Below are 26,183 nucleotides of genomic sequence, written 5' to 3'. Positions count from 1 at the left end.
GATATCGCTCCTTTCCTATCTTTTCAGCTAAATGGCGGCAAGGGGATAATGACAAGCCGCTGCATGCTCACCGCCAATGAGAAGCGGCTCTTGCTCCGTGCACATCGCAGTGGCAAATGGACAACGAGTATGAAAACGGCAGCCGGAAGGCGGATTAGCCGGGCTTGGTACATCACCCTGCAGGACAATTCGCTGTTGTCCCCGCTTGCGTGGTTCAGGAACCGGATAAGCGCTTAGCAGCGCTTGCGTATAGGGATGGCGCGGATTAGCGAAGATCTCTTCCTTCGTCCCAATCTCCACCACCTTGCCAAGATACATCACGGCAATCCGGTTGCTGATATATTTGACCGCTCCAAGACCATGGGCAATAAATAAGTAAGTCAGCCCCAGTTCCTTCTGCAGATCCTTCAGCAAATTAAGAATTTGTGCCTGAATCGAAACATCAAGCGCTGACACCGGTTCATCACACACAATAAGCTTTGGATTCAGCGAAAGCGCGCGGGCAATGCCGATACGCTGCCTCTGGCCTCCCGAGAACTCGTGGGGGAAACGCTGCTTATAGCTTCGAGGAATACCGACCATATCGAGAAGCCAGTCGATCCGGGCTTCTATTTTGTCATCCGGAACGATACCGTGAACTCTCATCGGCTCGGCCAGCAATTCCCTCACTCGCATGCGAGGATTTAACGAAGAGAAGGGATCCTGGAAAATCATTTGCATCTTCGGACGGACCGAGCGAAGATCCGATATGGAATGCTTCGTAATGTCTTCCCCATCGAACCAGATCGAACCATCCGTCGGATTTTCCAACCGAATGATACTCCGGCCGATCGTTGACTTGCCGCAACCGGATTCACCAACCAAGCCCAGCGTCTCGCCAGGATAAAGCTCCAGCGTAATATCATCCACTGCCTTTACATTGCCAACTGTCTTGGAGAGCAGCCCGCGACGTATGGGATAATAGGTTTTCAGCCCTTGAACTCGCAGCAGCGGTTCGGCTTGTGTGGTCAGTACGTTCTCTGTCATACGGCTTCCTCCTCTCGCGATTCCATCTCCCACACTTCTGGCTCTTGCGCCTTCCAACAGCGTACAGAATGTCCTTCTTGGACCGGCTTGAAAATAGGCGCTTGCAATTGGCATTTCTCGCTGGCAAACTCACAACGGTCATGAAATCTGCACCCAGCAGGCATATTCGTTAACGGCGGTACAGCCCCGGGGATGGATGCTAAAATATCCTCCGTATCGTTATCCAGATGCGGGATCGACTTCATTAAGCCTTGCGTATAAGGGTGAAGCGGATTTTCGAACAGGGTGTATACATCCGTTTCCTCTACCACCTGCCCCGCATACATGACAACGACTTTATCCGCCATCTCGGCTATTACGCCAAGATCATGAGTGATAAGTACAATAGAAGCTCCAATCTCCTCGCGAAGCCCCTTCATCAAATTCAGAATCTGAGCTTGTATGGTGACGTCCAGTGCTGTTGTTGGTTCGTCAGCGATCAACAGCTTCGGCTTGCACGAAAGTGCCATTGCAATCATGACCCGTTGTCTCATCCCACCGGATAAGGCATGCGGGTAGCTTGTCATGATGGCCTCAGGACGAGGAATACCTACCTTCTTAAGCATCTCGATTGCGTATTGCTCGGCAGCCTTGCCCTTTAGATCAGAATGAAGCCGAATAGCTTCAATTAATTGGTTACCAATCGTGAAGACTGGATTGAGGGAGGTCATCGGCTCTTGAAAGATCATGGCCATGTCACCGCCGCGCATCTGACGAAGCTCGGATTCGGACAGCTTGGCGAGATCCTTGTCCATAAACCGGATCTCTCCTTCCTTAATCCGTCCGTTTTTCCCTAGCAGGCGCATAATGGACAGCGACGTAACACTCTTCCCGCAACCGGACTCACCAACAATACCGACGGTTTCTCCCTTGCCCACTTGCAAGCTTACTCCGTCTACCGAGGTGACCTCACCCTTCTCCGTTTTGAAGACCGTCTTCAAATTATTAATCTCCAGCAGCATGGTAAACCCTCCTTCGTTGCCTTCATCGGCTTGTCATGCAACGTTCATGTTAGAAAAAGTAACAACATTTAACAAATCGTATTAAAAAGTGTGTAGTTACACAGTTTTCCTGTTCAATTATTGTGGGAATCTACCTACTCTTTCAATCTGCTTTATGGTATATTCGCGATAAGTTTCCACATGTCCGAGCGTTTGACTCTTATTTCTACGGAAGAATGTTTTCTGTGTAACCTTATTTAACATCAATATTACAGAACATTACAGACCCTTCGCTTAAGGACATAGGATTCAATTCTTGTCTTTCATAGCTGTCAAGGGATAAAAAGGTATCGAATCTTTAGAATTGTCAGATAACTTAATGCGGAGGTGGGGAATTTGTACAATCTATTGATTACGGATGACGAGAGCGAAATCCGCAATGGGCTCAGCAATTATTTTCCATGGCATGAATTTGGCTATCGCGTCATCGGACAAGCGAGCGACGGCGAAGAGGCACTTGCTTTCATTGCTGAGCAGCAGGTCGATGTGTTATTGTGCGATATTCGCATGCCTACTCTTACGGGAATTGAGGTGGCCGAGCGACTGTTTCGGAAGCAGTCTGAGGTGAAGGTTGTCCTGCTCAGCGGTTTCCGGGAATTCGAATATGCTCAGTCCGCCCTGCAGTACGGGGTGAAAAGATATTTGACCAAACCAACCAAATACGCGGAAATTGCCGAGGTGTTCGGACAGATTAAAAATGAGCTTGACCAGACGAGGCAGACGACGGTTCCTCCAGCCTTAGTACAGGACAATATTTCGGGGGATCAGACAATCGAGAAGATAAAGGCTTACCTTCATGACAATCTGGCTTCTGCATCACTCGAATCAGCAGCCAAGCATGTTTTTTTGAACCCTTATTATTTGAGCAAATACTTTAAGACCAAGACGGGGGAGAATTTCTCTGATTTCTTAACTAAGCTGCGCATGGACAAAGCGGCTGACCTGCTTCGCTCAACGTCCAGCAGAACCTATGAGATTAGCGAGACCGTAGGCTACAGCAACGCCAAAAATTTTACGAGGATGTTTCGCAGTTACTTCGGAATGACGCCTAGAGAATACCGAAACGAGGAATAGTGATTGCCATGACGACGACATCCCGTTTTTTCACTCGAAATTTGCTGACCTTTCTGCTGCCCATGTTGATTCCTCTCGTCGTCCTGGGAGCCTTGTCCGCCTTTCTCATCCAGCAGTATGCGGTGAACGAGATTAACAATCGAAATACGAACATGCTGAAACAGACTAAGGAAAATATCGAGCTGCTGTTTAATGAGCAGCAATCCCTGAATCTTCATATTATTGCGAGCGCAACCCAATTTATGAATTTGAAGAGCATGCTGAACAAGCCGCTCCCAACGGCCGAGGACTACGAGCAGCTGGCCGCTCTTAAAAATTTTATCGATTCCCCCTCCATCGCTCAGTCCTATATCGATTCCATCTACATTTATCTCAATAACGACTATCAACGCTTTATCTCCTCTGTCTCCGGGGGGTTCCTGTCACTCGAAGAGGATCCGGATCATGACTGGTACGCCAGTTACTTAGAGCATGCGAATGATAAAGCAGTCTGGGCAGAGAGCCGTGCCGTTCCCAGATATAATTTGAACAAACAACTGGTGAACAATAACGTCATTACGATGTATCGTAACTTTAAGGTGCTTGATGATACGGAAGGCGTTATCGTTCTTAATATTAAACAGGAATATATTGAGCGCCGGCTGAACGATTTATCTACTCTAAAAGGTCAGCAGCTGCTTGTCGTGAATGAGCAAGGATCCATTATCTTCGGGAATAACGCCGGGATCACTCTGACCCCAGTCGAGATTGAGCAAATTATCGCCAAGAAGAACAATTCCTTCTCCATGGACACTGCCCATGACGATGTACTCATTAATAAGATGAACTCGGAACCGTACAACTGGACTTTTATATCCGTATCGCCCAAGAAATCACTCTATACAACGCTTCAGAGACTGCTCACGATTAGCAGTGTCCTGCTTTCCCTATCCCTGATTGCGGCCATCTTGCTTGCCTACAAATTAACTCAAAAAAATTACAGGGATTTAAAGCTCATCATATCGATTCTGGAGGCAGCCGAGAAAGGAAAGCCGCTCCCCGTTCACCGGACAAAGGGGAACAGCGTCCATAGCCTAATTATCCGAAGCCTGCTGCAAAATTTTATTGAGCATAATTACATAAGAATTCAGCTGTCAGAAAGCCAGTACAAGACGCAGGCCGCTCAATTTGCTGCTCTGCAGTCCCAGCTGAATCCCCATTTTCTATACAACACGCTGGAGACCATCCACTGGAAAGCAGCCAGCTATACAGACGGTCCAAATGAACTGACCAGCATGGTTGAGCATCTGTCGGATATTTTACGATATTCCTTGGACGGCCAGAACTCTCTTGTCCCTCTAAGGGTAGAGATTGCCAATACAAAAAGCTACGTGGCCATACTGAGGGTTCGGCACGGGGAACAGTTCGACATCTGGTGGGAATACGATGAAGAACTCGAGAAGTATCAGGTTTTAAAGCTTATTTTCCAGCCTCTGATTGAAAACAGCCTTGAGCATGGACTGCGCACCGGGCATAAGCTCCTGATCAAGATTAAGATACAGCGTCTGAACAACCAGCTTCGTCTCACCGTCATCGATAACGGTAACGGTATTACAGCTGAGAGAATGGTGAAGCTGCAGACCAAGCTCTTTAGTGATTCGCCTCCAACTAATCACATCGGCCTAATTAATACGCAGCGAAGAATCCAGCTCGCCTACGGTCAGCGAGGCGAGCTGCGGCTCAAAAGTAAACCTGGAAGAGGAACGCTTATCGCTATTTTGCTGCCGATTAACTAATAAGCACCGTTAGGACGTACTTAAGTGGCAGGCCAGATATAGTTTTAACCAATCATCCGGATCATCCAAACTTACCTCCAGCAGTTCTTCAATCTTGCGAAGCCGATGGTACAGCGTGTTTGTATGAATGTGAAGCTGCTCTGCCGTTATAGCAGAGGCGCGATTGGACGCCATATAAGTCTTGAGAGTCCGTTCCAGTTCACCCGATCGGCCCTTTGGTGAACGGAGCGGTTTCAATACATCCTGAACGTAAGATTCAATCTCCTCCGGGTCCTGATTTATGAACAATCGGTTAATGCCAATATCGCCATAAAGCATAATTTGGAGGTATCCCCGGCTCTTCAAATAGGCAAGCGAGCGGCCCGCTTCTTCATTGCTTTTGGCTGCATGCTCAAACCCTTTGTACAGTCCGCCAACACCTCCGTAAAGATTCGTCCCAGAGGTCTCCGACCATTTGCGCGCCGCGTCACTCAGCTTCCTAACGAACAATTGCTGCTTCTTCTCGTCCTCTGCAGATGCCAGAATGGTTACCTTGTCATGAGCGCCAAAGAGCAGATGGTCGCCTCTGCCGAATTCCTTCTCTATGCCGGACACAATTCTTCTTAGATCACTTTCTCTCCGTTTGGCATCCGTCTGCTCTTCAACCAGCTGAAGAACAGCTACGAATATAGACTGGTGCTTCGATAAGCCAAAACCTTTTAGCCTGCTTTCCAGCTTTTTGGGTTCACGATAGGCAAGCAGCTCGCCAAAGAGCTCTTGATTGCCTCGGAAGTGCATTTCAATTAACGAGTAGGTATTCATCATTTCGAGTGCAGCCACCGCTCCGCCTTGCTCCAATACAACCGAATCAAGCTGTTGAAGAGGGCGGCTTAGCTTGACGGCGAAGCAGCCGAGCAGTATCGGGCCGTTTAATACCGGATAAATATAGATGCTGTCACGATCCGGAAAATCCATTGTCCAAGGTGTCGTCTCTTGTCTGAGACGTCGATGATTGCTCTCACCAAGCCTATCCTGTTCGTCGCCCGCCGCGGGATACCATTCATCCTTAGTCAAATCGACAAAGGATACCGGCAGTCCAATCATCTCCGTCATCGTCCGGGTTACCGTCTCGAGGTCCTTGCCTTCAACAGACAGCTTGGTGAAAATATCATGAATGTCATTACGTCTTGTCAAATACCGATTCTTCTCCTCCAGCTCTGCAAATAACCGGGCATTCGAGATCGCAATGGCAGCCTGATCGGCAAATCCTTGAAGCCGCTGAAGGTCCCGTTCATTAAGCCGGGCTCTCCTCTGCAGCTGATGCACGAGCATAACGCCAATTTTTTCTTTGTTCATCATAACCGGTACGGCCATAGCGGCCTGAACACTATCGGCCTCACTCCCGAATGCTTTGGATAAACTGGAAAGTTTCACCTCGGATACATTGTCCATTGCTCTTGAGAATGCTTCTGTCGCTATGTAAATATCACCTTGGCCGCTTTCGAATACTTTCCCGGATATTCCTTCGCCGGGACCAACCCGGAACTCATATATCGATTCTTCCATGCCAACACTTGCCCGCGGAACAAGTAAGCCCGTCTCAGGTTCATACATCATGAAGAAGCCATAGCTGGCAGATGGAATAACGGTTAATGCGGTACGCATAATGTGAAGCAGTAATTCATTCAAATCGAGCGAGGAAGTAAGCTCCCGCAATCCCATAAGCCACTGTTCATGCTCCATCTGCTGCCGATGCACCTTTTCCTCAAGCCACAGCTCCCGGACAGTGGAACGAAGCCGCTCTTTTTTCTCATAACTAATTCCCGCTCCTGATGGATAAAGCATAAGCGCCTCCCGCCATAGAGGCTCACCATATACGAAGAACAACGATTCCGCATCACCAGGATCTTCAGGCAATTCGTCCTCGCTGGGCGAATCCGCTGCAGCCGCAGCCTCTGCCCCTATCCGTTCGATGCCTGACCATCTTCGCCATGAATCTTCCGCATCGTTACGTACCCATAGACCATACGGACTGCCTTGCTTCCATTCAACTAACTTTTGCATTAGCTCATGAATATCCATCCGAACCACCCGCTCTTATGTTAGTTAATATAACATTAGTTTACTGGATAATTGTGTGAATCAACAAGATATAACGGTAAACATCCTCTTTTCCAACAATGATTCAGAAAATCATGAGGGCTATAATGTAAATGAATCTAACATAATCAAAGAAGAGAGGGATTGTCATGAGCAAGCAGGATATTCTCGCATGGGTGGACAACAATGAAGCTGTATTCACACAAATGGCTAAACAAATTTGGGAAAACCCCGAGGTAGGCTATACGGAAAGCTTTGCTTCCTCGCTGCAAGCTGAAGCGATGGAGAAAGAAGGGTTCCACATTACGCGTAATGTTGGAGAAGTGTCTACTGCATTCGTAGCTGAGTACGGTAAAGGGAAGCCGATTATCGGTATTATGGGAGAATTCGATGCATTGCCAGGATTATCCCAACAGCTTGACTTCAATGAGAATCCGGTTGTGGAAGGCGGGCCAGGACATGGCTGTGGACACCATCTGCTGGGTACCGCAGGTGTAGAAGCGGCAATCGCCTTGAAGCAGATTATGGCTTCAGTTAGCGGTACGATTCGTTATTATGGCTGTCCGGCTGAAGAACTGTTGTCAGGCAAAACCTATATGGCTCGTGCCGGAGCGTTTGATGACCTCGACAGCGTATTAACCTGGCATCCTGGCGGCATGAATATGACCGCTAACTTCAGATCGCAAGCATTGACGGCAATTGAATTCTTCTTCTCTGGCCGCACGGCTCATGCCGGGGCCGCTCCACATCTTGGACGCAGCGCGCTCGACGCGGTTGAACTGACAAATGTTGCTGCCAACTACTTACGGGAGCATGTGCCAGACGGATCGCGTATCCACTATACGATTACAAACGGCGGGCTTGCTCCAAATATCGTGCCGGACAAGGCAAGCGTGTACTACTTCCTGCGCGGCAAGAATAGAGCTGAGGTTGATCACCTGCAGGAGCGTCTCATTAAGATTGCCAAGGGTGCTGCGATGATGACGGAAACGGAAGTCGAATGGGGCATCAAAGCAGGCTGCTACGATACTCTACCGAATGTGGCGTTGAATGATCTCATGTATGATCAATTTGCACTAATTGAACCTTTATCTTTTACAGAAGAAGAATATAAATTTGCAGAGAAGCTGCGCGGAAGCGTTGACCCTGCTGTTCTCGAAGCCGGTAGTAAGATGTTCCCGGTATCCGATATCCTGCCTACTGACTCCTTCAATCCTAAGCATTTGTTAGGAATCACCTTTGGTGGATCAAGCGATATTGGTGATGCTTCCTGGATTACGCCAATGGGCCAAATTATGACCACCTGCTCACCTGCAGGCATTCAAGCCCATACTTGGCAGGCAACAGCTGCCTTTGGATCCTCTATCGGAATGAAGGGCATGCATTATGCAGCCAAAGCAATGGCACTTTCTGCTTATGATCTTTTGCTTAACACAAACGGCATACTGGAAAAAGCTCGTGAGGAATTTGCAGCAAGTACAAACGGGCATATCTATAAGACCGGTATCCCGATGGACGTGAAGCCTCCGTTCTACAAGGAGTCTGTTCCAGCAGGCTAACCCGATTTATGAAAAAAGGCTGGCAACTCTCACCGGATATTCCGGTAGAGAGATGTCAGCCTTCTTAGCGTTCACACGCAGCTATACCACTAGGAACTCAGCGGCTGCGTCTCCGCACAGATCACAGCTGCGCGGCGGATCCCAGTCCGCAAATTCCGTTTCCTTCAAGTCTACAATATCCGGTGCATCCTCATACTCGTCCACAAATTTATCAATCGCCAGTTCCACATGCTGTTTGCATACACAATACATTCGTAGTTCGCTTCCTCTTCAATGTTGTTTATTATAACTAGCATAGCAAACTAGCCAGCCGATGTGAAGCATCTTGTCCGATTCTCCCTTTCATTTCCTTCTGTGATCCATCCCGCTATAATAAATAACAAATCATTAATACCTTATTGAAAAAGGAGTATTTCCCTTGCTTATTGCACTTGTTCTCTTCCTGCTTGCCGGCCTTGCTGAGATCGGCGGTGGTTACCTTGTATGGCTATGGCTGCGTGAAGCGAAGCCAATCTGGTATGGCATTGTCGGCGGCATCATTCTGCTTGCCTACGGCATTATCCCAACCCTGCAAAGCTTTCCCTCCTTTGGCCGAGTTTACGCAGCTTACGGTGGTGTTTTTATCATCTTGGCCGTCCTATGGGGATGGCTCATCGACAAAAAAGCACCCGACCTCTATGACTGGATCGGTGCCGCCGTTTGTATCATTGGTGTAGCGATTATGCTCTACGCTCCTCGGAGCAGCTAGCCATCCCGCTACCAATAAGACCCTGGGACGGTCTTATTACTTCCGCCGTTACCCGCCTTACCCGTCTACTAGGCAAAAAAACCGCACGGTCAGTTATTCTGCCCGTGCGGCCTCACTTACTCGATTATGTTACGGCTGGGTCACCCGAATACTTCCGCTATCCGTACGGACTTTGATTACTTCACTCGAAGTACCTTTTGGATCTGGAGCATGCTCGGAGCCCGAATCGGACTTCAAGTCGTACGAGCCGCCAAACGCAGCCGGCACCTCGATTTTCACACTACCCGAATCACTCTTCACATCGGCGCCAGACGTATCGTCCTTCACAATCCGGATGGAACCGGAATCGGACTTCACTTCAGCAGCGCCACTCAGACGATCTATCGTAATGCTGCCGGAGTCAGAAGAAGCCTTCAGCTTCGCACGAACCGTTCCCGCATGGATGCTTCCGGAATCCGAAGTCATGGAGAGGTCGCTGCCTTCGAAGCTGTCGATCTTAATACTGCCCGAATCTGACTTCGCCGACAGCGTATTGCCTAGGAAGCCGCTTAGCCTGATACTGCCCGAGTCAGATTCTATCACGCTGTCCAATGCAGCTGCATCGTTCACTTTAATCGAGCCAGAATCGCTGATTAGCTTGAACGATTCAAGTGATTTCTTCGTTTCCTCCGTCAGCGATACGGTCACAACCTGCTTATCGTTAAGGGAAGAGAAGTCGAAAAATCCAATATGCCACTTCTCTTTCAAGCGTAGATTCAGCCGTCCATCTTCCGCACTAGCATTCTTGATCTGGTCGATAATCTCCTGCTTCGCTCTTCCTTCAAAATGGATCGAATTGCTGCCGTCCGTGCTCGGAACAAAGTTAAGCTCAAAGCCTAGGCTGTCAGCCGAAATATTGAATTCCTTAAGTTCATCCATCTTCAGCGTATGTTCGTAATCCTTGCTTTTTGAACCTCCGAATTGATACTGAAATAATGCCATAATTCCGATCGCCACAAGAATCACTCCAATCGTATTTCTTACCCATCCTCTATTCATAAGTGCTCTCTCCCTCTCTATACCTCTTCGCTCCGTTTATCTTACCTTCAGTTTACGGCAGCAAAGGATTACCATAAACCTTCCAGAGGATGGTTCGAAGGTTAGACTTTAGTCGGGGACAAAAAAAGCTGCGCCAACAGTCTCCTGTCAGCGCAGCCCTTCAACTTCTATTCATCCTTCGTCTTTTCCTCAAGCTTGAACGATGCTGTCTTCAGCTTTCCGTCATGGTAGAAGGTAACCTTTATGTCGTCACCAATCTTCTTCTGATCGTACAGATACTTGCGAAGCTCCATTGTACTGCCGATACTCTGTTCGTCCAGCTTCACAATGACATCGTTAAGCGCCAGCCCCGCTTCCTTCGCTGGCCCAACCGCCTCAAGCACGATTACTCCATCTAGCACTTCATCAGGCAGCTTCAAATCCGGTAGATCCTGTACCTCAGCCGAATCCTCATTAGCTGAACCTTCACCTTTACCTGCCTTCGTGTCACCGCCCGCTGGCTGATCTGTCATCTGCTGCTGGGCGAAATACTGCTCCAAATCAACCGTGTAAACACCAAGATAAGGACGGGATACATATCCCTTCTCCATCAGGCTGTTTACAATCGGCATCGCATTGTCGATTGGGATGGCGAAACCTAATCCTTCTACGCCAACCTCGGCGATCTTCATACTGTTAATACCTACGACCTTACCATCCATATTAATAAGTGGTCCACCACTGTTGCCTTCGTTAATTGACACATTCACCTGGATTACTTCTTGCTGCCAGTCGTACACGCCGTCCTCGTTCAAGGACACCGGCACGATCCGATGCGTCTTGCTCACGATGCCCATCGCCAGCGAGTCACCAAGTCCAAGGGGATTACCAATCGCAAGTACGAATTCAGCCGGCTGCAGCTTCGACGATTTGCCGATCTCAGCTACCGTCTTAATGTCCTTGCCATCCATCTCGAGCACCGCAAGATCTGTAATCTGGTCGCTGCCGACAATTTTCGCTTCCCGCTTCTCACCATTCACCAGCAGCACCTTCACAGACTCTGCATTTGCGATAACATGATGATTTGTGATGATGTACGCTTTGCCATTCTCAAGCTTGAAGATGACACCTGAACCAACGCCTACTTCCTGCTTCGATCCCTGCACCTGACCGTCATCGCCACTGCCTGCTCCATCCTCGGTGCTGCCTGTATCCGGCATTAGCCCATACGGAACAGTCTGCTCATTAATGACACTGACAACGGCTGGACGAACCTTGGCCGAAGCTTGAATCGTCCTTTGTTCAAGCGATGTACTGCCAGAAGCCGATACGCTTGCCGGATGCGAACCTGGTCCAAAGCCGCCTCCTCCAAAGACAAGCACGAACAGAAGCACGGCTGCCACAGCACTAGTGAAGGAAGCCACGAACGCAACACGGACATTGGACCAGCTCCGCATACCTTTTTTATTAGAGAAGGCAAACTCATCCCTCGAAGAAGTGGTACGAACGCGCCTTGATACTTTTGTCGAATAGAAATCGTCATCAAACAATCCCATCGTTACCGCTCTCCTTTCGATGCTTGCCTTTGAAATGCAACAAGACTATTTTTCATATTTTAAGAATGTTTTCGTAAGAGTTGACTACAATAATAATAGATTCCCTTTGCACTCCTCCATCATAACGAATAAGGAGCGAACCGTATCTATGAAAACAAAACCATTCTCCCCCTGGGAGCAAGTCCAATTAGCAGCCAAGCTGGCTGACTTGAAGGAAGATCACTATCGTACCGTCCTCACCCTTAGTGCTATGCTTGAGCTTCTAGTGGACAAGGGTCTGCTTACCCGAGATGAGCTGAACGCCAAAGCCGACGAGCTGGATAATCAGCTGGACTCGTTTATTTCCGCCTCACTTCATCCCATGCAGTAGGTCTGTCATGGTAAGTCGCACGCAGCGGGTTCTCATCATTTTTGAAAAAGATTCCGTTATCTTCTAACACATTCCTCACCGTCAGCATCGCAAGATCCATCAAGTTGTGATCGAGACTCAGATGGGCTAGATACACCCTCTTCGTCCGGTCCGTCAGAAGCTCACATAACGCTTCACCAGCGGCAACATTCGACAAATGTCCGACATCGCTTAAGATCCGGCGCTTAATGTTCCACGGGTAACGTCCCATGCGGAGCATTTCAGTATCATGGTTCGACTCCAGGACAAGCACATCGGAATCGATAATTTCCCGTCTTACTTTATCACTCATATAACCAAGATCGGTTGCGAGACTCAGCTTCTCTCCATTATCCACGAACGTATAACCAACCGGCTCCGCCGCGTCATGAGAGATCGGAAAAGAACGTACTTCCATCGTGCCAAAGCTCAGCATCTCACCGGTCTCCATAATAACCCGCTTCTCCGGAGCAATCGTACCCACATGACGTTCCATACCGCCCCATGTTCCAACATTAGCGAAGATCGGCAGCTCGTACTTTCGTGCGAAGGCGCCAAGCCCTTTAATATGGTCGGAGTGCTCATGTGTAACGAACAACGCATCCAGCTGATGACCAGCTACACCTTGTTCTCGCATAAGCTCATCTAGTCTTTTCATGCTTAGGCCGGCATCCACCAGCACCATTTTATCCCCGTTGCTTACAATCGTCGCATTACCTGTAGATCCGCTTCCCAGCACCGTAAACGTAAGTCCCATCATTCTTCCCTTCCCCTGCTCCCATGAACACAAACCTCTATTTCACCCTGCACATCCGCACCCTATACTAACGAACGCGGTCCTGCTGTACGTCTTCCTTCACCTGTGCGACTTCCCCGTTAATCGCATGGATATAATACTCGTTCCCGTCCTCCAGCAGCACTCGGTAATAAGGCGCTGATACCTGCGTTTCTGTATCAAACACTTGACCATGGTAACCAAGCTGAATGTCGGTAATTACTGCACCATCCGGTAGGTTCCGCTCAATGAACGGCGCCATCGCCTTCGAGGCTGGCAGCACCATCTGTACCTTGGATTCGCCTGGTCCCGTCAGATCAATCCGGACTTGACGGAAGCCGGTTATTTTCTGATTGCTGTAGTACAGCTCCAGCTTCACATCGAACATCGGGCGGTTATCAGCCATACGATAAAGTACGAATACACCGTCTCTAGTCATCGCTGGGTCAAACTTATATTTATCGAGGTCAATAATCTGGCTGCCCAGCGTCTTGATTAAATCCTTCTCAGAGAAAATTATCCGGCTGTCCACCGGCGTATCCAGCTTCGTCTCCGGCAGCTCCTCGAAGGGGCCGCTGCGCAGCATATACGTCAAATCCCGCAGCTTTGGTGTCTCGACCGGCAGATTCGCGGAAAGTTCGATTCCCTTCTGCTTCATAAAGGCGTATGTCTCGGTCGGCAGCTCTGCCGTATTCTTATTGGCATTGAGCTGCTCGCCGACGTTCGACCACACTTGATAGCCGAGCAATACGTTAAGCAGCAGAAACGATATAATAAGCACGCTTTTCGCCCTGCCCCAATCCACCTGATCTTTCGCCTCCGCTCCTGCAGACTTATTCCTTGCTACCCTTATCCGGTGCTATTGAATCCTGTAATTGATTCGATCCCTCGAACAAGCTGTTACTGTCGTTATCCTTGGATGCTGTCTCTTGATCTTTGGAATCAACCTCTCCGGTACCTGTCTCTTTCCCCGTATCAGACGCATTCCCTAAATCAGTCAGGTTCTTCGCTTCCTGCGGGACAAAGCCAACCGGATACGCTTCGGTTAGTACCTCCTGCGTACCATCCTCGAGCTGAACCGCCCACACTGGGATAAACTTCAGTTCATTGTTCTCAAGCGGCACCGCCTTCAGTGCAGGGAACAGACGGACAACCTCCGAACGACGGTCATAGTGATCCAGCGTATTACGCAGCTGCGCTCCGCCTGGCAGCCATCTTGCTTCTCTTGATTTGGATTTCTCCGCTAGCGTAATCAAGGATCGGCTGTATTCCGTCACCACACCTTGCTGCAGCGTCAGTCGTATACTGCCATATTCGAAATCTTTCGTTTCTATAATCGGTAAGTTATCTACATACTGCTGGAACTCTGCATATTTGCCAGTCTTGCTTTCCACGTTCATCCCTGGATTGATGAAACGGTGTATACCGTCCCATCCGCCGTGATCGTTAATGAACTCAATCGAGGCGAACACGTTCTCACTGAGCAGATTCTCCTCACTTTGCGAGGCGGCCGGGTTCGTATAGATCATCCACATGCCCTTCTGCTCAATCTGCAGACCACGCTTACCGTCCGTAAAAATCTGCGAGCCGCTTCGGTCATACAGCGCCTTCGTAGTCGCCGGATCAAAGTACATCTGCTGCATTAGCTCGGAGGAATAAATCTCATAAGGGAACACCATCTGCACGGATTGAATCGGCTGCTTCGGCAAATAAATGCCGTCCGTCGTCATCTGGTACTTCGGCTGATACTCACCAAAGCCGACATAGTCCTGAACGTCGCGAACCGTGAGGTCGGCCTGTGTAGATTCGTATACCTTCTGCCCATCGCTGCTAAAGAAGAAAGTCCTGACCTCTTCTGAATCGGTTGCCTTGAAGATCCAGATCCGGTCAATCATTTCACCTAGGAACAGTAAATCCCCCTGTACTTTGAGCAGTTTCTTGAGCAATTCTACCGGAATGCCGTTCTGGAACCGCAGCTCCACGCCAATATCGTTTTTCCGTACTTCATCCCAGTTGAGCATATTGGCCGGATTCCGTTGGAACCCTTTAAATTCACGTCCCTGGATACGATCCTTCAAAATCATATTGTAAAACGTTGTTCCCGGGTATAACACGGTATGTTCGTTGCCGCCAAAGTGGAGGACGATCTCCTCTGGGAAAATTACATTTTCCACACTTGTCTTTTTGCCCAGCGGATCCGCATTAACATAATCCTGATCCGTCTTAACCGTTGCGCCAAGACCTGGCATGCTATAAGCGAGAATATACGATTGGATCAAGCTGAGAGTAACCAGCATAACGAGCAGGAGCGTCTTCGCTTTCTCCATCATGCGGTCTCACCTTCCTCTTGCAGCACAGGCAGCGTGAACGTCACAGTCGTTCCTTCGTTCAGCTCCGACTTCAGCGAAATCGTGCCGCCATGCGCTTTAACGATTTCCCGGGCAATGGATAAGCCTAGGCCAGTACCGCCCATATTACGTGAGCGAGCCTTGTCCACCCGGTAAAATCGATCGAAAATACGAGATAAATCTTTTTTCGGAATACCAATACCGGTGTCCTTCACGCTGATCGCGATCGTACCGGCATCCTGCTTATGGGCGCTGAACTCAATCGCCCCGCCTTCAAGTGTATATTTGATCGCATTCGATATTAAATTATCAAGCACTTGGTCAATCTGGTCACGATCCAGCCATGCCGACTTCAAATCGCGGTCGACAACTATCATCGCCCGAATGTTCTTCTGTCGCAGCTGGAAGGAGAAGCGGTCCGTCACCTCGTCCAGCATCTCATGGATGTTGGTCTTCCGCCGCCGGAGCGGTGCTTGATTGGAGTCAAGCCGCGACAGATGCAGCAAGTCGGTAACAAGCCTGATCATCCGTTCGGTCTCATTGCGGATAACCCCAACGAATCGCTCCGACAGCTCCCGCTCATCAAGCGCACCGTCGTTAAGTGCTTCGGCGTAACTCTTAATTGTGGTGAGCGGCGTGCGCAGTTCATGCGAGACATTCGCAACGAACTGGCGGCGTGACTGCTCCAGCTTTTCCTGCTCGGTAACGTCTTGAAGCACCGCAATCGTCCCTGTAATCCCTTTGTCTCGGCGGTGAATAGGCGTGAACGTCACGCGGAGGATGCCCTCCGCATCATCGTCGCCTGGTTCTTCATCATCCTCGCGTGATAAGATGACGGTCTGCTCCCGCCCCTGCTGCAGCTCCTGGTACTTCTGCTCCGGCATGCCAAGCAGGTCAGGCAGATTACAGCCTTCGCAGGTGCGAACATCCAGCATCTCGAGTGATCGCCGGTTCCAGACAATCACCTTGCCATTCTCATCAGCCGCAATCACACCGTCGCTCATATTCGACAGAATGGAGGCGAGCTTCTCGTTCTCCTCCTCATTGACCGAGAGCGCCTCTTTCAGCCGAATGGTCATATCATTAAAGGCTAGACTAAGCCTGCCAATCTCATCATCGCCAAGAACCGGCACCTGAAGATCAAACTTCCCATCCGCCACTGCGGCCGCCTGCCTCGTCAGCCCTTGAATTGGACTCGTAATGGTATGGGCCAGCAGAATGCCGAGAATACCCGTGAGGCCAAGCGCGATAAGTGTACCGGAGAAGAAAATCTGGTTAACCCGGTTCACTGTATCGTACAAGCTGTCCATAGATGCGACCATGTAGACCGCACCTACCACCTTATCGTTATCGTTATAAGTGACAGGAAGAGCGATAATCTTTTTACGAATACCGTTCTCATCAATTATCTCTTCTTCATTATCCGAAATGCCGGTTAACGCACGGCTTACCGCAAGTGATGTATTCTTCTTCCCGATATAGGATTCCGGAACCTGCAGTGAAGTCGCAACGACACGTCCGTTCCCATCCAGCACCTGCACCTCCGTGCCGCTGATGCTGAATAGATTACGGACGACAAGGCTCAGGTTCTCTGTGCTCTCCGTATTCGCTTCACTGTCGCTTGTTGGGTTAACCGATAAATTAGGCGCTGCCAGCTTAGAGAGAATATCCGCCTGCTCCCTCATATTGGTCGTAAAGTTATCTGTTAGCGATGCCTTCACCGTACTGATGAAGTAAACGCCAATCAGCTGCATTGCGACCAGAATAAGCAGGAGATAAATAATAACCAGCTTTACTTGAATGGTGCGAAAAAACCGCCGACCGCTCATGCGTAGCCGAGCCCTCCCGACTTCGGATTACGCATCATATAACCAAGGCCTCGGCGGGTCATAATATATTCGGGACGGCTTGGATCATCTTCGATCTTCTCCCGCAGGCGGCGAATGGTCACATCAACCGTACGCACATCACCGAAATATTCAAAGCCCCATACCGCTTGCAGCAAATGCTCGCGTGTCATTACTTTGCCGCTGTTGCGCGCCATATAATAGACAAGCTCATATTCGCGATGCGTGAGGTCAAGCGGTTCGTTGTCCTTGTAGACCACGTACATATCCGTATCAATAAATAGATTAAACAGTTTCAGGCCCTGCTTCTCATCAGCACCTTGACTGCCATCAGCAGAAGCGTTGTCCGCAGAAGCAGCAGCTGCTTCTGTTGATTTCTGCTGCCGGCGCAGATGCGCTTTCACTCTAGCAAGCAGCTCGCGTGTGCTGAACGGCTTCGTTACATAATCATCAGCACCAAGCTCGAGGCCTAGCACCTTATCAATCTCTGTATCTTTGGCTGTCAGCATAATGATCGGCATTTGCAGACGCGTCCGTACTTCACGGCATACGTCCATGCCATCTTTTACAGGCAGCATTAAATCGAGCAAGATCAAATCTGGTTGCTCTTCGAACGCAAGGCGTACCGCCTCGCCACCGTCAAACGCACAGATTACCTGATGCCCTTCTTTTTCTAAGTTGAATTTCAATATATCTGCAATGGGCTGTTCGTCGTCGACCACTAATATTTTCCCGTGCATCGTTACACCCGCCTGTCGCTCATCCTATTTTCACTCTTTTATTTTACCATAGTCGGTTTGCAAGTTCCCAATTAAAGTTCGTTCAGCGGGACTCCAATAATACTCATAATTGGAGAAGTCCAGTTATACAAAAAAGAGGCTGTCCTCTAACGGACAGCCTCCCTGGGAAAAATATATATTATAAGTACTTTAACGGATTTTGCAAAACACCGTTTTTCGTAATCTCAAAATGTAAATGTACGCCAGTCGATTCACCAGTGCTGCCCATAATACCGAGCTGGTCACCTTTTTCGACAATCTGGCCTTTCTTCACGCTAATGGACTTCAGATGTCCATATAACGTTTTGTAACCATTCTTATGATTTACAATAATACAATTGCCGTAACCAGTTTTCTGACCAACGAATTCTACAACTCCATTATCTGGTGCCATAATCGTCTTGCCGCCCGTCATATCGATGCCTTTATGCATCCGGCCCCAACGCTGGCCAAACTTACTTGAAAGCGACCAACCGGATACCGGTGATGCAAAATGACCTGTGCCTTCTCCGAGAATAACCTTTGTTCCTCTCAGAACAACCTCTGCTACCGGCTTCACAACAACTTGACTGTCCACGAGCTCTTCTGTCATCACCTTACCGTTCTGCTTCACAACCCGGTATGTAAGAGTCTTCTTCCCGCTCTTGCCTTCAGTCAGCACCTTCGATTCTCCAAGCTTCATCGAATCGCTCTTACGAATTTCTACCGGTGCATCATAGGAGATCGTCTCTGTTGAACGCTCTTCTGTCTTCACCGTCAGCTCCGGCTGAAGCACGGTCAGATCAAGAACATCGCCCTCTTTGATCATGTCCTGCTCAATCCAGCCATTGTTATCATAAATAACCTGCTCGGAAATTTTGAACTTATCGGCAATACAGCCGACGCAGTCGCCTTTTTGAACCGTATATTTGGTTGGCTTGTAATCGCCCTTCACCAGCTTCAGGTACAATTCATTCGCATCCATAATCTTGCTAGGATCCGTTGCAACTTCTTCCGTCTTAACTTCCTCAACGAATTTCACACCCGTGATCTTGTTGCCGCTATTCGTCTTCTTCTCTGCCGTTGATTTGGAGGTGGAAGTTTTCGAATAGGACAAGGTGGATACTTCCGCTGACTTCTTGTTTGCCGCTAACTGTGGAGCATATTTGCTCTGCACTCTTGTCAGAATCGTATCGGCTGTTTCTTGGTCCTTCACGATACCAACAACCTTACCGTCAATAACAAGCTCCACGCCTTCCGCGTGCGACGTCAGTAAGCCCTTCAGCGCTGCTAATGTCTGTTCTGTCTCCGGCTCTGCTTTAAAGCCGCTTTCACCGCTGTAAGTAATCTCACCTGCATCCAAAATCATGTTAAGCTTCGGATTGGCTTTCTTCACTTCTTCGGTCTGTTCCTTGATCAACTGATCGACTTCCGCCGGATCGTTGACCGAGCCAACCACTTTGCCATCTTTATATACGTTGTAATAATCGACTGTATTCGCTTGTACGTATCCGGTACCACCGATACCGGCTGCTGCGAGGATTACCAGCACCCCTGCTGTTAGCATGACAGGCTTTCTCTTCCACACCGGAGTATGGGACTTATCGCCTGGGGATGGAGGCTGCTTCTTGCCTTTCGAGTCTTGCAGATCGGTAGGCCGAAAGAACTGAACTGCTAGGTTCAAAGTCTTCCGAAATCGATCCTTGGGGCTGAAAACGGTCATGATAGTCTCCTTTTCGCACTTTTCCTGCATGAAATTGCGGGTTCCGACATGAAAAAAGACGAATGTCCTGTCGGATCACTCGCCTTACTTTAACATATGCTTAATAAACGCGGCAACCATTCTTGTCAAGAGTCAAAATTAATATTTTTTCAGAATTCCCATCATTTGTTCATATTGATCACGGTCGAGGTACTGCGCCATCAGCTGTTCGACCTGTGTAAGCTCCTCATCAGTCAGCCCGTTTTCCATGTAACCAGATATCGTCTGCAAGGCTTGCTGCGGCAGCTCACTCATTAATAATCCGAACAATTGATCTTTATCCGCATCACTCATTTGACCCTTTACGGCATTCATATCTTCAGTCGTAATGGCGGTTTCCGATCCATCAATGGAAGGCGCTTCATCATCATCTGTCTGTGCACTGCCTGTGTCGCCTTCGGTTGTACCTTCAGTCGCCCCCGTACTCGTGCCCGAATCATCCGGCTGTCCGCTTGGGCTGCCTTCCGCCTTCGTACCACCGCCAATACCAATATCCGTTAGCGGCGGGTTAGACGGCTGGTCGCCAAAGGCGTCCATCGCAACCTTATCATCATCCCCGGCTTCATCCGTCCCAGTCTTCTCAGTATCGTCCTTCTGGACCGGCTCAGCGCCCCACAGCTTGCCCCATACACCGGACATGGCCATTGGCTGTACCTCCAGCGGCAAATTATACTGCTTCAGCAGCATCTCTACATAACTACTAACGATATAACCAGTTGTCCATATGGAGAGAAAGCTGACGATGAGTCCCGCCGCTACGATTTTTGCGATCCATACGGCCGCTTTTAACCACATTGTGCTCATCCCTTTCCTTCTTCTATCTACCATTATGGTCAAAGAATAGGGTTAGCATTCCTATGAAACAAGGTGAACCATTCTTAGAATGAAAACAAAAGAGGATAGCCGCCGGCAATTTGCCTTGGGCTATCCTCTTCATCCATAAATTCTATTCGTAGATTGCACGAACCGGATTTGTTTGCTCACGGTTACGTCCTACCGAGAAGATTGCAATTGGAATACCTGTCAGCTCGGATACGCGGTTAAGGTAGTTCAGCGTGTTAACCGGCAAATCTTCCAGCTTCTTCGCTCCTGTAATATCCTCGCTCCAGCCTGGCATTTCTTCATATACCGCTTCGCATTCCGCCAGCATTTTCAGGCTTGCTGGGTAATGCTCAATGACTTCGCCGCGATATTTGTAAGCTGTACAGATTTTCACTGTATCAATACCGCTCAATACGTCAAGGGAGTTAAGGGAAAGACCTGTAATACCGCTGACACGGCGAGCATGGCGGACAACAACACTGTCGAACCAGCCAACACGACGCGGACGGCCAGTTACTGTACCGTACTCATGACCTTTATCACGGATCAAATCGCCGATTTCATTGATTTGCTCTGTAGGGAATGGACCGTCGCCTACACGAGTTGTGTAAGCTTTCGCTACCCCAATAACCTGTTGGATCTTGGATGGACCTACGCCAGAACCGATACATACGCCGCCAGCCGAAGGGTTAGAGGAAGTAACGAATGGATAAGTACCTTGGTCGATATCAAGCATAACGCCTTGTGCGCCTTCGAAAAGAACCTTTTTGTTTGCATCGATTGCATCGTTCAGGACTACCGAAGTGTCCGTTACGTAAGGACGAAGCGTCTCCGCATAGCCTAAGTATTCGGCAATAATCGCATCAGCATCAAGCGGCTCTCCACCGTATACTTGCTGGATCACTTGATTTTTCTCTGTTACCTGACGGCGAGTCTTTTCTTCGAACTCTTCTGCATCCAGAAGGTCCGCGATACGAATCCCGTTACGAGCGGCTTTGTCCATGTAGCATGGGCCGATACCTTTACGTGTTGTACCAATTTTGTTATCGCCTTTACGGTCTTCTTCAAGGCCGTCCAGCACGAGATGATAAGGCATAATGACATGGGCGCGGTCACTGATTTTCAGGTTTTCGCTCGAGAAGCCATTGTCATGAATATAGTTAATTTCGTCGATCAGCGCTTGCGGGTTAATAACCATCCCGTTACCGATGACGCAAGTTTTATTTTGATTAAAAATACCCGATGGAATCATCGTCAATTTGTACTTTTTGTTGTCAATGAGAATAGTGTGTCCGGCATTGTTACCACCTTGGTAACGAGCGACGACGTCGGCCCCATCCGCCAAGTAATCGGTAATTTTGCCTTTCCCTTCGTCTCCCCACTGCGTACCGACAACAACAACCGTAGACATAATCATACCCCCGTCCGGTGATTTTGCACACCGAAAATTACCGTCTTATCATTCGCCGAATCCGTGTTTCTTACTCAGAAACAATCGAATTCAACGCAAAAGACAGCAATAACAGTGTAGCAGTCCCGTATAGAGAAGTCAAACAAAAAACGAACAATTGCACAGTCACCCATACAATTGTTCGGATATGATACATAAGTTATGATGCCTGCGACGGGTCTTCGTGCGTGCGGTCTAAGCTTACGAATTTATTAAAGTTTTTCAAGAATACAAGTTCAACCGTGCCTACCGGACCATTACGCTGTTTGGCAAGAATGATCTCGATAATGTTCTTCTTCTCAGATTCCTTATCGTAGTAATCATCACGATACAAGAATCCAACGATATCGGCATCCTGCTCGATCGAACCCGATTCCCGAAGGTCAGACATCATCGGTCGCTTGTCCTGGCGCTGCTCGACACCCCGGCTGAGCTGCGACAGGGCGATAACCGGCACTTCAAGCTCACGGGCAATTTGTTTCAGTGTACGAGAAATTTCTGATACTTCCTGCTGACGGTTCTCCCCCGCTTTGCCGCGGCCTTGAATGAGCTGCAAGTAATCGATCAGAATCATGCCAAGATTTTTTTCTTTCTTTAGACGACGGCACTTTGCACGGATATCGGCAACCGTAATACCGGGTGTATCATCGATATAGATTTGGGCTTCTGACAACGCGCCAATCGCCATCGTCAGCTTCTCCCAGTCATCGCCCTCAAGCTGACCGGTCCGCATTCGTGTTGCGTCTACATTCGACTCTGCACACACCATACGTTGTACCAGCTGAGCCGCGGACATCTCAAGTGAAAAGATCGCGACAGTCTCGCGGGCACGAACGCCGACATTCTGAGCAATGTTAAGCGCAAAAGCCGTCTTACCTACGGAAGGACGTGCCGCTATAATAATCAAGTCGCTGCGTTGGAAGCCTGCTGTCATTTTGTCCAGATCGACGAACCCTGATGGAATGCCGGTCGTCCCGGCTCCCTTCTGATTATAGAGCGTCTCGACCTTCTCGAATACCTCCATTAGCACATCACGGATCGAGATAAAGCCGCTGCTTGAGCGTCGGTTCGAGATTTCAAGGATTTTTCTCTCCGCATCACTTAGAAGAATGCCGACTTCATCCTCGTTAGCATAGCCGTCGGACACGATATTCGTTGCCGTCCGGATAAGCCGGCGCAGCATCGATTTCTCTTCCACGATCTGTGCGTAGTAATCGACGTTCGCCGCCGTTGGCACCGCACTTGCCATTCTAGCCAGGTACGACACACCGCCGATTTCCTCAATCAGCTGCTTGTCCTGCAAATGGGCGGTTAACGTGATCAGATCGACGGGCTGCCCGCTTTCACCGAGATCAACCATTGCTTCATAAATATGTTGATGAGGAACGCTATAAAAGTCTTCGCTGCGCAGCCGCTCCATCGCGGTGATCAGCGCCTCCGACTGAAGCAGGATCGCGCCGATAACGGCTTGCTCCGCCTCCAGGTTCTGCGGCGGCACCCGATCAAACATCAGCTCTGTACTATTCATGCTCATGCTTATTTGTTCCTCCTTAAAAGAATTGCGAAGCAATTCTTGCTTCATACTCATCCGAATCCATTAAGCTACAACGATCAGTGTAGCAGTTGCGAGCCACCGAAAGCTATGGTAACTGTCGGCAGTATCTCTTTATACAACAATAGCGATGCTGAACACATCGCCATTGCTTCGTTTTATGATTACGTTACTTGTTAGATCTAATGATTACTCTTCCGTAACATGAACGTTCAGCTTCGCTTTCACATCAACATGCAGCTTTGCCGGCACCAGTGTTACGCCGAGGGTACGAATAGCATCTTCAAGCTCGATCTTCCGCTTGTCGATTTTCACGCCTGCTTGCGCAGCCAGCGCTTCCGCGATTTGCTTACTAGTGATAGCACCGAACAACCGGCCGCCTTCACCTGCTTTAGCTTTAATCACGATCTTCAGTTCTTCCAGACGCTTGCCGAGCTCAACTGCATCCGCTTTTTCCTTCTCTTTACGTTTCACTTCCGAAGCGTTCTGAACTTCGAGTGTCTTCAAGTTGCCGTCGGATGCCAGCTTGGCAAGTCCTTGCGGCAGTAGAAAATTACGTACATAACCTTCAGACAGTTCCTTCACATCGCCCTTTTTACCTTGGCCCTTTACATCTTTCAAGAAAATTACTTTCATTCAAATAACCCCTCTTCCGCTTCAATTTGTGCTAATACGTCCTTCAGCTTCACCGCTACCTCTTGAACGGTGCCCTCCAGCTGGGCTGCCGCGTTCGTCAAGTGACCGCCGCCGCCCATTCGTTCCATCACAACCTGTACATTCATATGCCCAAGTGAGCGGGCACTGATGCCGATTAACCCATCGGGCCTTTCCCCAATGACGAACGAAGCATATATATCCGTCATATTAAGCAGCGTATCAGCCGATTGCGCGATGAGAAGCTGTGCCACCTTCCGGCCCGGCTCCGCGACCGCAATCGCCACATGTTCATATAACACTTCCGCATGCTTGATAATTTCCGCCTTGCGTACATACTCTTCAAGATCTTCCTTCAGCATCCGCTGAATCATCATTGAATCAGCGCCGTTGCGCCGCAGGAACGAAGCCGCGTCAAAAGTACGGGCGCCAGTCCTCAGCGAGAAGTTCTTCGTATCCACTGTGATTCCGGCAAGCAGTGCTGTTGCTTCACGTACATCGAGCAGCACACGGTCGTGAATATACTGGAGCAGCTCGGTCACGAGCTCACAGGTTGATGAAGCATATGGTTCCATATAGACCAGGATCGCGTTCGAGATAAATTCCTCGCCGCGGCGGTGATGGTCAATCACCACAATTTTATTTGTCTGTGCAAGAATGCGAGGCTCCTTCACCATCGATGCTTTATGCGTATCGACAACAACCGCAAGTGTGCGGCCGTCCGTTATACCAAGCGCTTGCTCCGGTGTAATGAACCTTTTCGCAAACTTCTCATCCTCACGCAGCATTTCCATCATTTTCTGAATCGCAGGATTAATGCCTTCCAATACGATAAAAGCTTCTTTGCCAAACATCTGTGCCGCCTTCATCACACCAATCGCAGCACCAATCGCATCCATGTCCGGCATCTTATGGCCCATAATAACCACGTTGCCGCTCTCGCGAATCAAATCGCGAAGCGCATGTGCCACCACACGTGCACGCACGCGGGTACGTTTCTCTACCGCATTCGTCTTGCCGCCGTAGAATGACTGTCTGCCGCCTACCTTCACAGAAGCCTGATCGCCGCCGCGTCCAAGTGCGATATCGAGACTGGACTGTGCCCATTGGCCAAGCTCTACGATGCTTTCTGCTCCAGCGGCGAAGCCGATACTGAGCGTAATCGGGATCTTCTGGTCACCGGTCATCTCCCGCACTTCATCCAGAATAACAAACCGGGATTGCTCCAGTTGCCTCAGTGTCTTCTGATCTGTAATGAGCAGGAACCTGTCCGAGGTGACCCGCTTCAGATACAGCTGATAACGCTGCGCCCATTCAGTAATTTCGGTCGTCACCTTCGACTGAAGCGAGCTTCGCTGATGGTCGTCCATCCCTTGCGTCACTTCCTCGAGGCTGTCGATCATCACTACGCCCATCGCAAGCTTTTCCTCGTCGTACCGTTTGTTTAGCTGCCACAGCAGCGTAATGTCCTGAACGTACAGAATCCGTTCCTTTTGCTTGAAGATCAGTTGATAGACATGTCCGCCTACCGCAGCTTCAACGGTTCCTTCCTTGTCTTTCACTTGTTGAAGGGCTGGGAACAGTTCTGTCAGCGGCATCCCGATCACGGATTCCTGACCCATGATCTGCGAGATAAAGGGATTATGCCATTCCACTGCCCGATCTTCGTTATACAAAATAACGCCAAACGGAAGCTCACCGATGACGTCATTTCCGACCTTCTTAACCCGGTAGGATAACGTCCCGAGATACGACTTCAAATCTTTGCGGAAGGCCCGCTCCGCAAGCACCGTATAAATGGCCGCAGCAATCGTGAGAAGAAGCGCGATTAGCCCGAGCACCCACCAATACCAGGTGAGTACTACGGTCATGAGAACCATTAATGCGATAGACCAGACCTGATGCATGCCATGCCATCGCGTGACAAGAAACTTCGGCATTTCCTATTCGCCC

At 49.2% G+C, this 26,183-nt stretch carries 22 protein-coding genes; 5 read left to right on the top strand and 17 right to left on the bottom strand.

What is annotated here, in order from left to right; translation table 11 throughout:
• Positions 1 to 27 precede the first annotated feature (27 nt).
• Both AC0YNT_RS08260 and AC0YNT_RS08255 read right to left on the bottom strand, forming a co-directional pair.
• Positions 28 to 1,026 (bottom strand): ABC transporter ATP-binding protein, encoded by a 999-nt coding sequence (locus AC0YNT_RS08260; protein WP_475804128.1) that lies wholly within the window; start codon positions 1,024 to 1,026, stop codon positions 28 to 30.
• Entirely contained in the window at positions 1,023 to 2,027 is a 1,005-nt protein-coding gene (locus tag AC0YNT_RS08255; RefSeq protein WP_475804127.1) for an ABC transporter ATP-binding protein, read from the bottom strand. Before AC0YNT_RS08255 ends, AC0YNT_RS08260 begins: the two co-directional genes overlap by 4 nt.
• Before the next feature lie 366 nt (positions 2,028 to 2,393).
• Here AC0YNT_RS08255 and AC0YNT_RS08250 point away from each other — a divergent pair, with 366 nt between their 5' ends.
• Both AC0YNT_RS08250 and AC0YNT_RS08245 read left to right on the top strand, forming a co-directional pair.
• Entirely contained in the window at positions 2,394 to 3,140 is a 747-nt protein-coding gene (locus AC0YNT_RS08250) for a response regulator transcription factor (RefSeq protein WP_475804126.1), read from the top strand.
• Positions 3,141 to 3,148: 8 nt separating this feature from the next.
• Entirely contained in the window at positions 3,149 to 4,915 is a 1,767-nt protein-coding gene (locus AC0YNT_RS08245; RefSeq protein ID WP_475804125.1) for a cache domain-containing sensor histidine kinase, read from the top strand.
• 9 nt (positions 4,916 to 4,924) lie between these two features.
• Here the strand turns inward: AC0YNT_RS08245 and AC0YNT_RS08240 are convergent, their stop codons facing one another.
• Positions 4,925 to 6,976 carry a helix-turn-helix domain-containing protein gene (locus tag AC0YNT_RS08240; RefSeq protein WP_475804124.1) on the bottom strand — a complete coding sequence of 684 codons (2,052 nt, stop codon included), beginning with the start codon at positions 6,974 to 6,976 and terminating at the stop codon, positions 4,925 to 4,927.
• A gap of 167 nt (positions 6,977 to 7,143) precedes the next feature.
• On the opposite strand from AC0YNT_RS08240, the gene AC0YNT_RS08235 reads away from it, so the two are divergent.
• Positions 7,144 to 8,553 (top strand): amidohydrolase, encoded by a 1,410-nt coding sequence (locus tag AC0YNT_RS08235; protein ID WP_475804123.1) that lies wholly within the window; start codon positions 7,144 to 7,146, stop codon positions 8,551 to 8,553.
• A gap of 81 nt (positions 8,554 to 8,634) precedes the next feature.
• Here the strand turns inward: AC0YNT_RS08235 and AC0YNT_RS08230 are convergent, their stop codons facing one another.
• Positions 8,635 to 8,805 carry a CxxH/CxxC protein gene (locus AC0YNT_RS08230; RefSeq protein WP_167281275.1) on the bottom strand — a complete coding sequence of 57 codons (171 nt, stop codon included), beginning with the start codon at positions 8,803 to 8,805 and terminating at the stop codon, positions 8,635 to 8,637.
• 166 nt (positions 8,806 to 8,971) lie between these two features.
• Between AC0YNT_RS08230 and AC0YNT_RS08225 the strand changes: the two genes are divergently transcribed.
• A complete protein-coding gene (locus AC0YNT_RS08225; RefSeq protein WP_441895082.1) occupies positions 8,972 to 9,301 on the top strand; it encodes a YnfA family protein in 330 nt (109 codons plus the stop codon).
• A gap of 129 nt (positions 9,302 to 9,430) precedes the next feature.
• On the opposite strand, the gene AC0YNT_RS08220 is transcribed toward AC0YNT_RS08225, so the two are convergent.
• On the bottom strand, positions 9,431 to 10,339 hold the full coding sequence (locus AC0YNT_RS08220) for a DUF4097 family beta strand repeat-containing protein (RefSeq protein ID WP_475804122.1): 909 nt from the start codon (positions 10,337 to 10,339) through the stop codon (positions 9,431 to 9,433).
• Positions 10,340 to 10,506: 167 nt separating this feature from the next.
• Positions 10,507 to 11,874 (bottom strand): S1C family serine protease, encoded by a 1,368-nt coding sequence (locus AC0YNT_RS08215; protein WP_475804121.1) that lies wholly within the window; start codon positions 11,872 to 11,874, stop codon positions 10,507 to 10,509.
• Between the two features lie 148 nt (positions 11,875 to 12,022).
• Between AC0YNT_RS08215 and AC0YNT_RS08210 the strand changes: the two genes are divergently transcribed.
• Positions 12,023 to 12,244 carry a hypothetical protein gene (locus tag AC0YNT_RS08210; protein WP_475804120.1) on the top strand — a complete coding sequence of 74 codons (222 nt, stop codon included), beginning with the start codon at positions 12,023 to 12,025 and terminating at the stop codon, positions 12,242 to 12,244.
• Here the strand turns inward: AC0YNT_RS08210 and AC0YNT_RS08205 are convergent.
• From AC0YNT_RS08205 to AC0YNT_RS08155, 11 genes are all read right to left on the bottom strand, one after another.
• Positions 12,213 to 13,019 (bottom strand): MBL fold metallo-hydrolase, encoded by an 807-nt coding sequence (locus AC0YNT_RS08205; protein WP_441895505.1) that lies wholly within the window; start codon positions 13,017 to 13,019, stop codon positions 12,213 to 12,215. The genes AC0YNT_RS08210 and AC0YNT_RS08205 overlap by 32 nt on opposite strands.
• A gap of 67 nt (positions 13,020 to 13,086) precedes the next feature.
• Positions 13,087 to 13,842, bottom strand: coding sequence for a two-component system regulatory protein YycI (gene yycI / locus AC0YNT_RS08200; protein WP_475804119.1), 756 nt, complete (start codon positions 13,840 to 13,842; stop codon positions 13,087 to 13,089).
• A gap of 28 nt (positions 13,843 to 13,870) precedes the next feature.
• Positions 13,871 to 15,367 carry a two-component system activity regulator YycH gene (gene yycH, locus AC0YNT_RS08195; RefSeq protein ID WP_475804118.1) on the bottom strand — a complete coding sequence of 499 codons (1,497 nt, stop codon included), beginning with the start codon at positions 15,365 to 15,367 and terminating at the stop codon, positions 13,871 to 13,873.
• Positions 15,364 to 17,214, bottom strand: a complete 1,851-nt coding sequence (gene walK, locus AC0YNT_RS08190) for a cell wall metabolism sensor histidine kinase WalK (RefSeq protein ID WP_475804117.1) — start codon at positions 17,212 to 17,214, stop codon at positions 15,364 to 15,366. Before walK ends, yycH begins: the two co-directional genes overlap by 4 nt.
• Positions 17,211 to 17,972: a response regulator YycF gene (yycF, locus tag AC0YNT_RS08185; protein ID WP_167281256.1), complete on the bottom strand. Its 762-nt coding sequence runs from the start codon at positions 17,970 to 17,972 to the stop codon at positions 17,211 to 17,213. The genes walK and yycF overlap by 4 nt, the downstream gene beginning before the upstream one ends.
• Before the next feature lie 178 nt (positions 17,973 to 18,150).
• The gene (locus AC0YNT_RS08180) at positions 18,151 to 19,713 is read right to left on the bottom strand and encodes a peptidoglycan DD-metalloendopeptidase family protein (protein WP_475804116.1); all 1,563 of its coding nucleotides are present in this window, start codon (positions 19,711 to 19,713) and stop codon (positions 18,151 to 18,153) included.
• A gap of 138 nt (positions 19,714 to 19,851) precedes the next feature.
• Positions 19,852 to 20,556 carry a hypothetical protein gene (locus AC0YNT_RS08175; RefSeq protein WP_475804115.1) on the bottom strand — a complete coding sequence of 235 codons (705 nt, stop codon included), beginning with the start codon at positions 20,554 to 20,556 and terminating at the stop codon, positions 19,852 to 19,854.
• Positions 20,557 to 20,698: 142 nt separating this feature from the next.
• On the bottom strand, positions 20,699 to 21,985 hold the full coding sequence (locus tag AC0YNT_RS08170) for an adenylosuccinate synthase (RefSeq protein ID WP_475804114.1): 1,287 nt from the start codon (positions 21,983 to 21,985) through the stop codon (positions 20,699 to 20,701).
• 199 nt (positions 21,986 to 22,184) lie between these two features.
• Positions 22,185 to 23,558, bottom strand: coding sequence for a replicative DNA helicase (gene dnaB / locus AC0YNT_RS08165; protein WP_167281249.1), 1,374 nt, complete (start codon positions 23,556 to 23,558; stop codon positions 22,185 to 22,187).
• 207 nt (positions 23,559 to 23,765) lie between these two features.
• Complete coding sequence (rplI, locus tag AC0YNT_RS08160; protein WP_167281248.1) at positions 23,766 to 24,212, bottom strand: 50S ribosomal protein L9; 447 nt, start codon at positions 24,210 to 24,212, stop codon at positions 23,766 to 23,768.
• Positions 24,209 to 26,170, bottom strand: a complete 1,962-nt coding sequence (locus AC0YNT_RS08155) for a DHH family phosphoesterase (protein WP_167281247.1) — start codon at positions 26,168 to 26,170, stop codon at positions 24,209 to 24,211. The genes rplI and AC0YNT_RS08155 overlap by 4 nt, the downstream gene beginning before the upstream one ends.
• Between the last annotated feature and the right edge of the window lie 13 nt (positions 26,171 to 26,183).

The organism is Paenibacillus sp. J22R56 (genome assembly GCF_056269375.1).
Note: the sequence above shows the minus strand (reverse complement) of the source record. Positions and strands in the feature narration are given on the sequence as shown.